The organism is Algibacter agarivorans, assembly GCF_039543245.1.
Lineage (GTDB): Bacteria > Bacteroidota > Bacteroidia > Flavobacteriales > Flavobacteriaceae > Algibacter_G > Algibacter_G agarivorans.
Genome location: NZ_BAABJJ010000022.1, coordinates 1 through 16,799, shown reverse-complemented (window position 1 = coordinate 16,799; position 16,799 = coordinate 1). Strand labels below are relative to the sequence as shown.

Below are 16,799 nucleotides of genomic sequence, written 5' to 3'. Positions count from 1 at the left end.
AAAGCTAAAAAATGGCAGAGCCTTTAAAACATGACCACCGTCAAAGACGGTGGTTTTTCAATGAGAAATAAAGTTCCAATTATTATTAAAATTTGTTTCGGTACGTTGCGCTATAACACTATTAATACACAACAGTATAAAGTCTTAATTTAAAATTGATTTTTATTTAATTTTTATATTTCTTAGCAATTACGGTATACATTCTACAATTTTTTGGAGCATCACCATCACTATTTCCAGCCATGATAATACTTTCTCCTTCTTCTGCTACTCTATGAAAAACAGACATAACCACATCACCTACTTTTACATTATCCCCGTTATCTTTATAATCTTTCAGTAAAAACTCAGGTCGTGGCACGGTATCATCATGTAAAACATAAATATGCATCTTTACACCTGCTATAAATTGTAATTGATCTCTTGCCCAATACCTATTATCTGAATTAGGGGTTCTTACATATTCTGACTCATTCAAATATCTAGGAAGTACGGTATAGTTATATTCTAAATCTGTATACGCTTTTTTGCCCCAATGCATGTTTGTTCTTAACATGGCTCTAGCATCACCTGTATAACTGAATTTTTTAAACAATTCACTCTTATTAGTAACACCAGGAACATATTCTGGTATGTCTGGTGTATGCACAGGCATTGGTTCTTCTGTTAATACATCTTCATAAAATTGTGGCATTTCAGTCGTTAAGCCATTTTCTATTTTCAGAGGCAAGGATGTTAGTTCAATACTAGCAGCTTCTAACCCCTCTTGAATTGCAGTAATTTTCACAGTTCCTGCTTCTAAAAGCGACCGAACAGCAACACGGTTTATACCAGCTTCAATATCTAAATACAAATTGTTTGTACTATTTGCTTTTCCGCTATTATAGCCACCACGCCAAATTCCATTGCCAGACATTGTAAAATCTACACGTCCTTTTGCTAACGGGCATCTTCTACCTTCAGTATCAACAACCTCAACATCTATTAATACCACATCAGACCCATCAGCTTGCCAACCTTTTGGCCCCTTAATTGGTGTTAATTTTAATGCTACTGGTTTCCCTGTGGTAATTTTAGTTTGTGTTACGCGAACTTCATCTTTAATTATGCCTTCTGCTTTTATATCTCCTGCTTCATAAGTCACATTTTTAAACTGATATACATAGCCATTTTTAGGGGTTTTATTTTCGCCTAAAAGTTTTCCGCTTACGTATAATTTTACAGCAGCAGTATTTGATATCACAAAAATGTCTTTTTTAGTGCCTGCTTCATAATTCCAGTGCCCTACGATATGGACTTGAGGCTCTGGTCTCCACATGGCTTTTAAAGCATAAAAAGCTTCTTTTGGAAGGCGTACTCCATCTACTTCTCCACTAGCTCTGGTTACTTCGGTAGGACAACGCCCTCCATGTGGACCGTCTGTAAACACCCAGTTTGCACCACCAACATGATAGGCTTTTCTACCCATTTTATCCCACCAATGGTAGGCTTGTTTTACTGCAAATTCTTCAGAATTTAACTTATACGTATTTCTATCAATATTTGGATGGCTGTAAAAATTATCGTCTGGAGACTGTTTGTCCCAAATACGACGGGGTGCTTCCTCACGGTTATACTCACTCTCAATTAATGGTAAATCTGCATATTCGCGCTCCCAACCTTCGGTTCCTATCTCAATAGAAACGTAGCCTTCAGAATCATTTTTAACATCAGCCCTTCTATTCCCCATTAAACGTTTTCCGTTAGGATCAAACGTTTTAATAACCTCAAGAATTTCTTTATAATGTGCTTCAGTTTCTGCCCAATTACCTCCTTCCCAAATAAATATAGATGGGTGATTACGGTAATACACAATCATATCTTTAAACGCTTTTATACGAATATCCCAGGTTTCACCTTCATCTTCAGATTCACCACTCACACCTGGCATTAATGTTACAAAACCATATTTATCACCCATTGCAATTTCTGCTGGTGATCCTGCACAATGTCCCCATCTTATAAAATTTCCACCTGCTTCATCCATCAATCTATACGTATGGTCGCGCAGCCAATCTGGTAATGCAGCACCTAATCCTGCCCATGAGTTTGTTGGCTTTTGCCCCCAACCATGAAGTTTTGCGTATTCTCCATTATTATGAAACCCTGTGTCTTTATTGAAATCGAAACTTCTAATCCCTAATGGTGTTTCATAGGTATCTAAAATAACGTCTCCTTCTTTTAAAGCAGTTATAACTTTATACATATAAGGATGGCGCGTGTACCATAAATTAGGATTTTTAATACTTGAAGTTGTTGAAAAAGTAAACTTTTCTCCTGCTGGTATACTTTTTTCAGTTGTTGCTGTTTCTACAACTTTACCATCATTATCTACTATTTGAGATATAAATGTAATGTTTTTAGTAGCCTTATATTCATTTTGAACTTCAGCCGTAACAGTAACATCTGCTTTTTCTTTACTTATATTTTCAGCATAAACATAAGTCCCCACAGTTTCTAAATTATCATAAAGCGGTAATGTAATATGCACCGGATCCATAGTATGAAGAAAAACATTTCTATAAATACCACCGTGAGTAGGATGCCAATGTTCGTGATTCCAAACTAGAGGAAAATTATCTCTGAAATGGTCTCCGCGGTCATTATTGACTTTTACGGCTATAACATTGTCTTCATTACCAAATTTAAGGTGTGGTGTTAAATCGTAACCAAACGGAATAAACCCTGTTTGATTTTGCCCTAAATGAATACCGTTAACATAAACATCTGATATTTGACGCACGGATTCAAACTCGATAAATACTTTTTTATCAGAATCTGAAGCTGGGAGTTTAAAGTGTTTACGATACCAAACTGTACCTCTCCATTGATTATCTTCTCCATCATGATGTCCGTGACTTAAATCATCAAAAGTATCTACATCATTATAGGTATGTGGGCAACTAATCGTTTTCCAGGAAGCATCATTAAACCCCAATTCTTGAGCGTTATCTGGATTTTCTTGAATAAATTTCCAATCTATATTAAAATTGTATTTGGTTCTATTACTTTCTGTAATGGCTTGGTTTTCTTGGTTACTTTTTAAGCAAGATGTTAAAATTAAACCTGTTAAAATTGCTAAATAAAGCGTGGTTTTAAACTTTAGTAGATGTATGTTTTTCATTATTTATTTTATATTAAGTTAGCTTTAACAAGTAAAATTATCTTCTATTTATCGTTTTGTATAAATGGCTCTCCATTACTTGGAAATTGAGTCTCAAGAAGCTTTTTCATTCTTTGCTCTACTTTTTTGTACTTGCCTTTTCCGGATACATTTTCATAAGATAAAAGACTGTTTTTATGCTCATATAATTCTGCTCCTAAAATTTCATGCGTGGTAGAATTTCTCCATTCTGTATACCTCCAATTACCGTCTGTAGTTGTTACACCCATTATTTTCTTTCCTCTAGCATATACACTATAGGCTGCTTCATCCCATTTTTGTTGTGGATTATCAATTACTGGAATCAAGCTTTTTCCATCTGACACAGGTGCAAACTTTAAATCACATACATCTACTAAGGTTGAAAAAATATCTACATTTTCTACCAAAGCATCAGATGTTTCGCCTGCAACTCTCGATTTATAGTCTGTTTCTCTACTAATTATTAATGGAACCCTAACATCAATTTCGACATTTGAATGTTTACACCAAGCACCATACTCACCAATTTTATAGCCGTGGTCGCTCAAAAAAACAATCATGGTGTTTTTACGTAAATCTAATTCTTCTAAAGTTTTCATGACTTTACCTACTTGCGCATCTATATAGCTAACTGATGCGTGGTAACCATGAATTAAATCGCGCGTTAAATCATCATCTAAATCGCCTTCTTTTGGAATGCCATGATAGCCTTTTAACTCTCCCCAATTGGTTAATGCTAGCCTATATACTCCTTGAGGTTTTTCTCTAGAAGGAATTTCAAACTTACTTTTATCATACAAGTCCCAATATTTTTTAGGCGCATTAAAGGGCAAATGCGGTTTACTTAAACCTACAAACATTAAAAATTTATCGTCTTTTAATTTTTCTAAAGTTTCGATAGCATATCTCGCCGCGCGACCATCTTTATAGGCTTCATCGCTAACATCTGCATAATCAAAAGCGGGACCTTTTGGATTTTTCCCTTCTTTTTTTAATTGCTCTATTATTGCTATATTTTTTGGGTCATTGTAAGTGTTTGCTTCTTTTTCAAAATACACAGACCACTCATTTTTATCGTCCGAACTATGATGATATACTTTGCCAATACTAACCGTTTTGTAACCGTTTTTATTAAATAATTGAGGCATAGACACCACATCTTTATGGACTTTTCGAAGTGGCGTAAAAATGCTATAAATACCTAAACTTTCTGGACGTAAACCCGTTAATGTACTCATTCTAGAAGGTGCGCAAATGGCTTGTTGTACATAAGCTTTGTTAAACATCACGCCATCACCAGCTAATTTATCTATGTTTGGCGTTATGGCTGTTTCGCTTCCATAACAACCTAATTCTGCTCTTAAATCATCAATATAAAAAACCAATACATTGGGCTGCGCGTTATCTTTACTTTCTGATGTTTTCTGAGCTTTACAAGATGTAATATTCAAAGCTAGAAGTAATACTATTATAATTTTTTTCATTTGAATATTTTTATTGAACTGGTTTTGGAGATTGTACTACGCCATCTCCTTCTTTCCAGCTCCACCAATTAACTGCTTTACGCTTTTCATCTAACACATAGCCCCACTTTTTTAAATAATACTGTTTATCCTTAAACTCATCGCCAATTTTTTCTAACTCAATATTTAATTTATCGTCTAAGTCTTTCTGAATACTTTCAAATTTTGGGTTATCTAGCAAATTATTCATTTGATGCGGATCATTTATATTATCAAAAAACATGTTTGCGCCTTTTGGTGTACGTCCGTAAGTATATTGTTTGGTTTTTATAGCACGGTAAGCGGGATCTCCATAATTAGCTCCAAAAGGGGCAACGCCCATAATTAATGCTGCTCTATCTGCATTTGAATCTGGATTTTTAATTAATTTAGCTAAATTTTCGCCTTCAATACCTTTGGGGATTTCAATATTTGTTAGCCCTAATAATGAAGGTAAAATATCTGGAGTTGTTAACGGTGCATTCACTACAGCACCTTTTTGTTTATCAATTCCAGGATATTTTATTAGAAACGGCACTCTTGAGGCTTCATCCCAAGCCAATTGCTTAACAAAGGGTTTTACACCATGCGCCCCCATCATTTCACCATGATCTGCTGAAAACACAATAATAGTATTATCAGAAAGATTTAATGTCTTAATTTGATTTAATACAAGCCCTATGGCTTCATCGGTAGCTGTAGCATGTGCATAGTAGCCTTGTAGCTCTTTTCTACTTCGTTCTTCAAATTGTTTAGCTACATTTGGATTTAGTGCTAAAGATTCTGGTGGATACATATCTTTATACTTCTCAGGCGCTGAATCATGTGGATAATGTGGTGTTGCAATTGAAATAACTGCTAAAAAAGGCGTATCATCTTTTGCGTGTTTAGCTAAATATTCATTTGCATCTTTTACAATAGCAAAGGGCGAGTATTCTTTCCAATGTTTTAGTTTAGTATCTTCATTATCATAATAAGGCATTTTATTGTAAGCATGTGAACACTCTAAGGCTCTCCAAAAATCAAAACCTTGTCGTCTTTCTTTTGGAATATAATTTGAGCGTCCATGTCCATCTAAATGCCATTTCCCCCAATAGGCTGTGTTGTAACCTTCTGTTTTGTAAATTTCTGCCATTGTTAATTCTTCAGCAGGTAAATACAAATCATTTACAAACATTCCTGTAGTTGTTGGAAATTTACCAGTTAGTAATGCTGCTCTGTGAGGCGTGCATACAGGTGTTACAGAAACTGCATTTGTAAAATTAACCGACTCTTTTGCAAACGCATCTAAGTTGGGTGTTTTTACATCTGGATTTCCTGCATATCCTAAAGCAGACCCTCTCCATTGATCGGTTAAAATGTATACAATATTAGGCTTTTTAGATACCTCTTTAGAAATTTCTGATACTGACTCAGATTTTGTTTCTTTTTTACAACTTGATAAAGTAACTACTGTCAATAATAGACCTATGGAAAATAATTTGATTTTCATTTTTTATATAAATTGTTTGATTGGTTTATTTAATTTTTTTAACTCCTTCTTTAGTGGCGTAAATTTCTTGTATTGTTCCGTCTTCGTTATAATATAAATATTCGATACAAGTGTTTCTACTAAACTTTGAACCGCCATTCCAATTTTGCCAATGGTAGAAGAAATAATGTTGCCCTTTATATTCAATTATAGAATGATGATCTTGTCTTTGCTTTGGGTTTATTGCACCTTTGTATTCAAATGGTCCGTAAGGACTATCTCCCATAGCATAAAAACCTCCTAAACCAGCATTATAAGAATAATAATATTTCCCGTTGTATTTATGCATATAACTCGCTTCAAAGAAATTTTCAGCCCCATACTCTATAGTTCTAGGGGTTTCAGCTAACTCCAAAAGGTTGTCTTTTAATAACGCCATTTTGGGTTCTTTTACGCCCCAATACAAGTAGGTTTTCCCATCATGATTAGTAAAAACACAAGGATCTAACCATTGCCCTTCAACTCCTTCAATCCAACCGATGTCTTTAAATGGCCCTTCAGGCTCATCACTAACAGCAACTCCACATCGCATGTCTTCTTTTGTACCTTTTACAGAATGCGGGTATAGTAAATAGTACTTATTATTTTTATAAATGGCTGTAGGTGCCCACATCCAACCTTTTGCTCCCCACGGAATATTTTTAGAATGCAATACTTCTCCATGGTCTGTCCAATTTACCATATCTGTTGATGAAAAGGCATGATAGCCATCCATTGAATCATAAAATGTAGCGTCTTCCATGTCTTGAGAAGTATACATCCATACTTTTCCGTCTTCCCAAATATGGGCAGATGGATCTGCAGTACGAATATGACGAATTACAGGATTGTTCTGCTGTTTTTCTATTGATACTTCTAACTTTTCAACCTGTTTCTCTTTTGTTTGGTTTTTCTGATTTTTACAACTCATCAAAGCAATCACAAAAAACGAAAATAAAATTTTAAGGTTCATCAAATCAAATTTTAGTGGTAAATGTATAATCTCCAGGTTGAACTAACAGTTCAAAACCAGATGCGTTACTATCAAGTAGCTTTGCGTGATTATCGCCTTTAAATGTTTTACCATTTAATACCAATTCTTTTTCTGTATTTGCTGGAATGATAACTTTTGCCGTTGTATTAGGAGGTACAACCACATGTAATTGAAATTCATTTCCTTTTATTTCCCAAGAAGAAGCTACTTTTCCATAAGGTGTATTTAAACTAGCTGATGCTGATGTTAATGGTTCTTTTGGCACAGGCGCTATTCTAATGGTTTTGTATCCAGGTTCTAAAGGCGCTATTCCCGCAATACGTTCATACATCCACTCGCCAATGGCACCATAAGCGTAATGATTTAAACTATTCATTTTCATCGGGTTAAACCCTTCAGCTTTACTATAACTATTCCAACGTTCCCAAATAGTTGTTGCCCCTTGATTAATGGAGTAAAACCATGATGGGTAGGTTTCATTAAACAATATCTTATACATCAAGTCTATTTCTCCAGTGTCATCTAAAACTTCGTATAATAAAGGTGTTCCTAAAAACCCTGTTCTTAAATGGTCATCAGCTTCTGCTATTTTTTCTAATAGATGCCTTTTTGCATTTGCTTTATGTTCATCAGATAGTAATCCAAAGGCTAAAGCTAATAAATAAGAGGTTTGTGTCTCTACAACATCTTTTATCTTTCCATTATCAAAAAACTTGTTTTCAAAAGCATTTGCAACCATTTTATATAAGGCATCGTATTTTTCAAATTCTTCAGTTTTACCTAATGCCTTAGCTGTTTTTGCTGTTATATTTGCGGAATGGGCAAAAAATGCAGTGCCTATTAATGGGTGCGACGTATCGCCTTTATTATCACCATTTTCAGGAAGTGGCTGTAACCAATCTGCAAAACCACCCATACTAGAAATGTAATTTTTAGTAACACTTTCATGGTATTTCACCCAACCTTTCATGGTTTCAAAGTTTTCTTCGAGGATTCTTTTATCTCCTGTTCTTACATAAATTTTCCAAGGAATAATGGTACATGCATCTCCCCAGCCTGCGCTTACTTTATTATTATATAACACATCTGGTACAACCCAAGGAATCCCTCCATTATCATATTGCGACTCGCCAACACTTTGCATCCAACTTGCCCAAAATTTATATACATCTGCATTAAACATAGATGCTGGCGCAAACACCTGAGCATCAGCTGTCCACCCCATACGTTCATCACGTTGTGGACAATCGGTTGGGATATCAAAAAAGTTTCCTCTTAATCCCCAAACAATATTACTTTGCAACTGATTTAACTTTTCGTGAGACGATGTAAATGTTCCGTTTTCTTCAAAATCAGAATACTGTACTAATCCTGTTACCCATTCTTTTGATGGCGTTTTTGAAGTGTCATATCCGCTTAACTCTACATATTGAAATCCGTGAAATGTAAATTTTGGCATCCATTCTATAACACCATCTTCTGAAGCTTTATAATAATTAGTTGACTGTGCACTTCTATAATTTTCTGTATAAAACGTACCATCTGGAGACAACTTTTCTGCAAATCGAATTTTTAGCGTTTGTCCTTTTTTCATAGGTACTTTAAGCAAAGGTACACCTACCATATTTTGCTTTAAATCAAAAACAGCTGTTCCCTCTTTTTCTAAAACTTCCTGTGTTGCTAACTCAATTTTAGTTTTAACCGTAGTATGCCTTTTAGGTTCTAAACGGATATCATTAGTTACAGGAAAGGTATTTACCTGCTCCCATGTTTTATCATCAAAATTGTTAGTAGTCCAATTTGGCATTTCTAAATTGGCATCATAAGTTTCGCCATCATAAATTTCAGAAACTCTTATCGGTCCATTTGTTGAACCTTTCCAAGTATCATCAGATAAAATGTTTTCTTTAGAACCATCTTTCATGATTAATTCTAACTGAAATAACAGTTTAGGAGTTTCCGTATCACTCCAATACGATTTCATCCAACCTAATCGTCCGGAATGCCATCCAGCAGCTACTTCAATTCCAATGGTGTTTTGCCCAGATTCGATTAAATCACTAACATCATAAGTAATGGTTTCAATACGTTTTTTATAAGGTGTATATCCAGGAGGCATGACATCATCACTAACATCTTCCCCATTTATAGCCACATCAAAAACTCCTTTTGCTGTGATGTATAATCTTGCTGAAGCTACATCATTAGACAATTCAAAGCCTTTTCTTAAATATTGTGGTCTGTGAATAATATTCTCTTGACTCCCAATAACCTTTTCTTTTTTGGTATCTAAACCAATCCATTTTGCTTTCCAATCGTTATTATTTAACAAGCCCAACTCAAAATGACTGATCTCACTCCATTTTGAAGCTTCATGATCTTGATTCCAGTATTTAACTTGCCAATATACTTTTTGACGTGATTGTAAAGGTGCTCCAGCATACGCTACCCAAGTAGATTGTGCTGTTTGCTGTTTTTCAGAGTTCCATAAATCGGCATGATCGGGTAATAAATCTGGACTGCTAGCTACTACGATTTGGTATGCTGACTGACTTGAAACGCCTTCTGAAACTGGTAATTGCCATGAAAAACTAGGCGTTTTATCATAAAACCCTAACGGATTTTCAAACCCTTCTGAAATGGTTAATTTTTGAGCTTCTGTTATAGTTACCTGTTCTTTACATGAGGTAAAGCTTAAAAAAGCACAAGAGCACAAAGCGTATACAAAATGTTTTAAGTTCATTTTTTTAACATGATTTAAAGTTTAGTTTGAAAGTTATATGTTCCTGGTTCTGCTAAAAGTTTTACTGTATTATTATCAGAACTCATTAATTTTAAATTTGAAGTTTCCGTGAAATCATTTCCGTTTACAAGTAAATTATTTTGAGTTGCGTTTGGAATATGAATTTCTGCAGTTGTATTCGGCGGAATTACAACATCAAGATTAAAAGAATCATCCTCTATTTTCCATGATGATGATGCTTTTCCATAAGGCGTTTTTACACTTGCAGAAGCCGATGTTAAAAACTTAGTATTTGGTATGGGTGCAATTCTTATTTTTTGGTATCCCGGTTCTAACGATGTTAAACCAGCTATGCGCTCGTACAACCATTGACCAATAGCGCCGTATGCATAATGATTCAGACTATTCATACTTTGCGCGTTGTAACCACCTTCTTTACTAAAGCTATTCCAACGTTCCCACATCGTAGTTGCCCCTTGGTTAATAGAGTAAAACCAAGATGGATACGTTTCTTTGAATAAAATTTTATACATCAAATCTATTTCTCCCATATCATCTAAAACCTTTGGCAAAATTGGTGTTCCTAGAAATCCTGTTCCTAAATGATAATCGGCATTTTTAATTTCTTCCAATAAATATTTTTGAGCTTTTAGTTTGGTTTCTGGTTTAAATAATTCAAAATATATACCCAGCAAATAACTTGTTTGCGTTTGTCTTTCTTGCTTAAACTTTCCGTTTTCATCAAAAAACTCATTTTCAAAAGCATTAGCAACTGCTTTGTATAAATTTTTATATTTTTTTGCATCATCCGTTTTTCCTAAAACACTAGCAATTTTAGACACTAAATGGGCTGAATGCGCAAAAAAAGCGGCATGTATTAAGTCTTTTGGAGTATCACCTCTATTACCCATTTTACCAGATTTAGAAGGATAAGGCTGCAACCAATCTGAAAACGAATGCATCTTTGGCAAAAAAGGTTGCTTTTTTACTTTGGATTGATAGTACCCAACCCATTTTTTTGCTGACTCATAACTTTCTTCAAGCACAGTAATATCGCCTGTTGCATTGTAAATATCCCAAGGAATAATTACAGCAGCATCACCCCAACCAGAACTTCCGTTTTTGGTTTGTAACACATCGGGCACTATAAAAGGCACCATACCGTCTTTATGTTCGGACTGATTTTCTCTTAAACTTTGCAACCAAGCGGTCCAAAATGCATGTACATCATAGTTAAACAACGATGTTGGCGCAATAACCTGTGCATCTCCTGTCCAACCCAAACGTTCATCACGTTGTGGACAGTCTGTAGGAATATCAAAAAAGTTATCTCGTAACCCCCACGTAATATTACTTTGTAACTGATTTAATTTATCGTGAGACGATGTAAACGTTCCCTTTTTTTCGAAATTAGAATGTTGTGCTATACCTTGTACCCAAGACTCGTCTGGTTTCGCATTTTTATCATAACCACTTAATTCTACAAACTGAAATCCGTGAAATGTAAATTTTGGAACATATTCTACAACACCATCTTTAGCTGCTACGTAATAATCGGTTGACTTTGCAGAACGATAATTTTTAGTGTAAAAGGTATTATCTTTTAGTAGCATTTCAGAAAAACGTATTTTTAAAGTATCGCCTTTTTTCATAGGCACTTTTACTTTTGGCACGCCCACCATATTTTGTTTTAAATTAAAAACTGCCGAATTTTCATCAACCGAAACAATTTCTACATCTTTTAAAACCAGTTGATTCTTTACGGTATGATGTCTTTTTGGAGCTAATTTAACATCCTTAGAAACTGCTTCAACTTCAACCAATTCCCAGTTAGAATCATCAAAAGTAATAGCATTCCAATTTGGTATTTCAAAGTTTGCATCATAGACTTCGCCATCATAAATACTCGCTAAACGTATGGGCCCATTTGTAGTGCCTTTCCAAGATTCGTCAGAAATAATGGTTTGTTTTGAACCATCTTTCAATATGAGTTCTAACTGACATAGAATTTTAGGCGATGAAAAATTATCATAAAGTGCAGTTCTTCTACTAATTCTTCCAGAATGCCATCCAGAAGCTAACTCAACCGCTAAAGCATTTTTACCAGCTTGTAATAGTTCAGTAACATCGTAGGTAAGTGTTTCTATACGATGATTATACGGTGTCCAACCAGGCGTCATGACGTCATCACTAACATCTTTTCCATTTAAATGCACATCAAAAACACCTTTTGCAGTAATGTATAGTCTTGCTGAAGCCACATCAGAAGATAACTCAAAACCTTTCCTTAAATATTGCGGCCTGTGCATTAAAAACTTTCTAACGCCCTTAATGCTATCTTTTGCGGTATCTAATCCGGCCCATTTGGCTTGCCAATCGGCATTTTTTAATAAGCCTAATTCAAAAAAATTGATTTCACTCCAATCAGAAGCGTTTTCATCTTGGTTCCAATACTTTACTTGCCAATATACTTTTTGTCTAGATTCTAGTATTTTTCCTTGATACTTTACAAAAGTAGATTGCGCACTTTTTTGTTTTTCAGAATCCCATAAATCAGCATTATTAGGTAATAATTCTTTTGAAGACGCTACAACTACTTGGTAAGCAAATTGCGATTTAATTTGTTCTGAAACAGGCAGTTTCCATGAAAACGTTGGGTTTGCATTATAAAATCCTGTTGGGTTTTTAAAACCTTCGGAAATCGTAAGTTCCTCAGGCTTTAATATTTGAGCATTATTACATGAACTTAAAAATGTTAGTGATATAAAACTAGTTACCAAAAATAAATATCGAAACTTCATTGATTTGTGAAAAAATTAGCACTAATTCAGATTATAAATTCAATTGGCTACGTTCTTGTAATATTTGTAACTGTATTACTTAAATTCTTTGTCATTTTATTATTCGAATATACGCCCCATCTAAAATGATAAAGTGCAGCAGTATTTCCCAAAGTACTTTCTTCAGAAACTCCAGTAAACTTCAATTCATCATTAAAATAGACTTCCATGTCTTTACCATTACTTCTAATTTTAATTTTGAAACTTTTTACTCCATTTGCCCAATCTTCATCTGTAGATATACGAATATTTCCATTAGCTCTTGACCCTACATTAATTCTTCCACTTGACTTCACTTCTACTCTAAGTTGAGGACCACAACATCCCGCAAAAAGCTGTGCAATAGTATAGGTTTCATCAAGTTTTCTACTTGGTTTCATAGTCGCTTCAAAGGTATACCACTCAGTACCTTGTTTCCATTTTAAACCTTGACCTGCTTCTGTTCTAGCATGTTTTCTTTCTCCATTAAACTCATCACCAATAAAAAGTTTAAAGACCTGTATATTTGCCGCTTCTTCATACCATTTTGATACTTTGTTAAAATCTTTTCGCTCCACATCATCATCAATAACAGTAAATAAATTAAATGGACTAGGTATACCTTCATTGGGAATTAAAGGAATTATATCTACCTGCTCTTCTTCTTGTTCTTGTTGCTGTTCATCTTCCATAACGTCATTATTAATATCACCTCCAGAACAGTTCAACAGAACAAAATAACTAAAAAGATAAACCATGTATTTTTTCATAAGAAATATTTAAAATGGAATAAGCAAGATTACTTTTTTTAGAAGAAAAACTATCCTGTTGTGTCTCGTAAAATGACTGTTTTGTTTGGATTATTTAAATATTACAAATCATTTTTTTACTCCTTTTGCAAAAGTCATATTTGTTATGTAACATTTGTATACTTTATACTTGACAAACCCCTTATTTTTAGAGTCTTTAACCAAATTAAGCTACCAATTAGAATTATAAAATTAGACCAATCTATTGTTAAATAGTAGTACTAAATACTTTTAACCTGTCGTAACGTTAGCCATTTACATTAAGTTATTTTTTCTCGTACTGAAATTCTTTATCAAAACCAACATTTTCGTAGGCTTCAGTTTCTGGTAAAACAAATTGGTATTCGTTCATTTCATCGAATTCTACAGTAAGATTTTCAGCTTCAAATTCCATAACATGACCTGCAAAGGTTTTGTCCTCAGACACAAAATGAAAATGAAACCCAGCTACATTTATATTACCAATGAATTCTGGACAATAAAAACCTACCATAGTGCCTTTAAAGTTTTCGCGTTCGAAGATTGGTCTACTAGGTATTAAAACATCCAAGCCTTTTTCAAAAGGTGGTTCTTGTTTGTGTAAACCTCCACATTTCATGTTTTTAAAGTCTCCTTTAATTTTGAAGGCATAAAAGAAATTTTTTGATGGTAATTTTGAATTGATTGCTGCTCTTAAGCCATCATAATTATCAACCTTGTCTATTGAAAAACCGCCATCTTTATCAAAAAAAGCAGCATTTGCATAGGCAACTTTAATAGAATCGTTTGGTATTGAAACCTCTCCATTTTCTTTGGCTTGATATAACGTTCCGTCAAGCATAATAAGTTCGCCATCTAAAAAATTGTATGACCCTAACGCCATATCGCCTTTGGATTTTAACTCTGCTGCAGTAATATCACCCTCAAATACTTTATTTACAAAGGCCCACCAAATGGAATAATGATAGAAAACATCAGACTTTTTTTGTGTACTATATGAAGCATTATCTTGAATTTTAATGTCTTCTTTTATCTCTTGCTTACATGAAGTTACTAGTATCAAAATAATGATACTTAAGACTATATTTACCTGTTTCATAGTATAAATTTATTGTTTCGCTATTTCAATATCTTGTTTTACCCACTCAGTTATTTGTTTCCAATCTACAATACCTACTCTATTCGTCCATAACGGATTATGGTTTTGTGACATGGCTTGGCTTATATACTTCTCCCAGTAAACCAATGCTTCTTCTAAAGATTTAACCGCTAATTTTTGGTATTCTTTTTCGTCTGATTTTCTATATAATGCTAGATAGGTTGCGCCTTCAATTTTATAAGCATAGTACTTCCCTAAAAAAGAAACCGTTTTAATATCGTTTACTGTAAAATGCAACTCTTTATCTGAATCTATAACAATATCTTTAATATCAAAAAATGCTTTTTCTGTAATATCTTTAAGTCTTTGAGACACTACTAATGGTGTTTTTAAGGCTGTAATTTTGTCCTCCAAAATCATATCAACATAGTCTGGAATCGATTGATTTCCAGATTTTGGGTGTACACCTAATGTAATAAACCGATTAACATCGTGAAAACCAGTTTCGTTTTCTGCCTGTTTTGGTCTACTTTTACACCCTTCAATATACTACTGAAAATCTAATTTCCCCCAGTGAAAACCTGTTGTAATAGGATATACCATAGACGCATTTTGCCATGCAGAAAATAGTTTATCAGCATCAATTCCAGAAAATCTATTTGATAATAAATCTCGAAAACGATTATTAGATATTGTTGGGTCGTAACTTAGCCTACCCCACAACAACCATTGATACCAATGTTTTGAAACCTCTATTTGATTGGGAATTTCTGGCTCTTTTGTTAAAAAATCACGTCCCCATATCCATTGATCGGAGCCAAAATAAATGCCTTTTGCCACATCGTAAGGTAGATTTTTTATAAATTCTCTGGTGAAATCTGGAGCGCCCCACCTAAAATAAAATGTATCGTCATTTCTTAAACCCCATAAAGTTTTCATACCCTTAATTTGTTCTACATAATTAGCATCTTCATGAAATGGTTGTTGGGTTGCGCTATACACATGTGCTTTGGCGTATTTAAAACAAAATAAGAATTCCACATTATCTGCTTCAACTACAGAATTAAACTTTTCAGCAATTTCTCTTGCTCCAGATTGATGTTGCCTGTGTATAAATTTAAATTGTCGCTCTGGCATTTCTTTGGCTGCATCTAGTATACCTAAGGCATACGTATCATAAGCCCATGCTTCGCGTTCTTTGTGGTTGGCACCTTTCATGTTTTCACCAGTTGTCAAGCCTATTCCTGCTAAATCTGGGTAGGTTACAAACATTTGCTTTATACTTTTTCTAAAATAATCCGTAGTAATATCATTTTCTCTATCATCGGTTATACCATATTTTCCTTGGGTACCATAATCAAAAATATTCCATGTAATGAAATGAAAATCGATATTTCGGGTCTTCCCATAGGCCATTACCTTCTTCCAAAATTCGATTTTTTCTTCAATGCTAATAGTTTTTACAATTTCAGGATTCTTAAGAATCTCTGGTGCATCAAAACCAATAGCCATCAAATTGTAATTTTCTTTCCATTTTACAGTTGAGCGCTGGACATGATTTAATGCAATATCTTCATATCCTGGCACCTTTACTAAAGATGGAAAGGGATGTAAATTCCAAAGTGAAATATAATTATATCGATAGCGCGCCATCGTGTCTATGTAGTCTTTCCAAAAGGTAAAATCCCACATGTGTTCGATATTATTTTGAGCGACATCACTAACATCAGAATAACTTGGTGTTCTAACATCTAAGGGGATGTTAAACTTAGGCCCACGCATTTCCATATATGGGTTCTTTATTACACTTTTCACACCCTTAATGCCATACAATTTAATTTGTTCTGCCAGTTCTAAAGTACCATACATTAAACCTGCTTCGTCATAACCTAAAACTTCTATTTTATCATCGGTCTTACTAATCATAAAACCTTCTTTAACAAGTGTGTCCAATGGTTTAATATCTAATATAATATCAACCTGATTTATGGTACTCGAATCTATTTGGTTATATGATTCACCTAAACTCAATTTAACATCTTGTAAAGCGAATGAAACTTGTGGTGAATCGGAGTAAGTGTAAACATTAGTAAAAAACCACCGTTAAAAACGGTGGCTTTGGTTTTCAGATTAGACCCAAAGGGTCATAACACTCATTTT

General features: G+C 34.2%; 10 protein-coding genes. All 10 read right to left on the bottom strand.

What is annotated here, in order from left to right; all coding sequences use genetic code 11:
- Nucleotides 1–166: 166 nt before the first annotated feature.
- The 10 genes from ABD935_RS08270 to ABD935_RS08225 all read right to left on the bottom strand — a co-directional run bounded on the left by ABD935_RS08270 (nt 167) and on the right by ABD935_RS08225 (nt 16,670).
- On the bottom strand, nt 167–3,163 hold the full coding sequence (locus ABD935_RS08270) for a glycoside hydrolase family 2 protein (protein WP_345191379.1): 2,997 nt from the start codon (nt 3,161–3,163) through the stop codon (nt 167–169).
- A gap of 44 nt (nt 3,164–3,207) precedes the next feature.
- A complete protein-coding gene (locus ABD935_RS08265; RefSeq protein WP_345191377.1) occupies nt 3,208–4,668 on the bottom strand; it encodes a sulfatase in 1,461 nt (486 codons plus the stop codon).
- Nucleotides 4,669–4,678: 10 nt separating this feature from the next.
- Nucleotides 4,679–6,178 carry a sulfatase family protein gene (locus ABD935_RS08260; RefSeq protein ID WP_345191375.1) on the bottom strand — a complete coding sequence of 500 codons (1,500 nt, stop codon included), beginning with the start codon at nt 6,176–6,178 and terminating at the stop codon, nt 4,679–4,681.
- A gap of 25 nt (nt 6,179–6,203) precedes the next feature.
- Complete coding sequence (locus ABD935_RS08255) at nt 6,204–7,169, bottom strand: family 43 glycosylhydrolase (RefSeq protein WP_345191374.1); 966 nt, start codon at nt 7,167–7,169, stop codon at nt 6,204–6,206.
- A 4-nt stretch (nt 7,170–7,173) separates the two neighbouring features.
- Nucleotides 7,174–9,933, bottom strand: coding sequence for a family 78 glycoside hydrolase catalytic domain (locus tag ABD935_RS08250; RefSeq protein ID WP_345191373.1), 2,760 nt, complete (start codon nt 9,931–9,933; stop codon nt 7,174–7,176).
- Nucleotides 9,934–9,947: 14 nt separating this feature from the next.
- Complete coding sequence (locus tag ABD935_RS08245) at nt 9,948–12,734, bottom strand: family 78 glycoside hydrolase catalytic domain (protein WP_345191371.1); 2,787 nt, start codon at nt 12,732–12,734, stop codon at nt 9,948–9,950.
- Between the two features lie 47 nt (nt 12,735–12,781).
- Nucleotides 12,782–13,522 carry a polysaccharide lyase family 7 protein gene (locus ABD935_RS08240; protein ID WP_345191370.1) on the bottom strand — a complete coding sequence of 247 codons (741 nt, stop codon included), beginning with the start codon at nt 13,520–13,522 and terminating at the stop codon, nt 12,782–12,784.
- A gap of 304 nt (nt 13,523–13,826) precedes the next feature.
- The gene (budA, locus tag ABD935_RS08235) at nt 13,827–14,639 is read right to left on the bottom strand and encodes an acetolactate decarboxylase (protein WP_345191367.1); all 813 of its coding nucleotides are present in this window, start codon (nt 14,637–14,639) and stop codon (nt 13,827–13,829) included.
- A gap of 9 nt (nt 14,640–14,648) precedes the next feature.
- Nucleotides 14,649–15,059 carry a hypothetical protein gene (locus ABD935_RS08230; protein ID WP_345191365.1) on the bottom strand — a complete coding sequence of 137 codons (411 nt, stop codon included), beginning with the start codon at nt 15,057–15,059 and terminating at the stop codon, nt 14,649–14,651.
- A gap of 129 nt (nt 15,060–15,188) precedes the next feature.
- Nucleotides 15,189–16,670 (bottom strand): beta-N-acetylhexosaminidase family protein, encoded by a 1,482-nt coding sequence (locus ABD935_RS08225; protein WP_345191364.1) that lies wholly within the window; start codon nt 16,668–16,670, stop codon nt 15,189–15,191.
- Between the last annotated feature and the right edge of the window lie 129 nt (nt 16,671–16,799).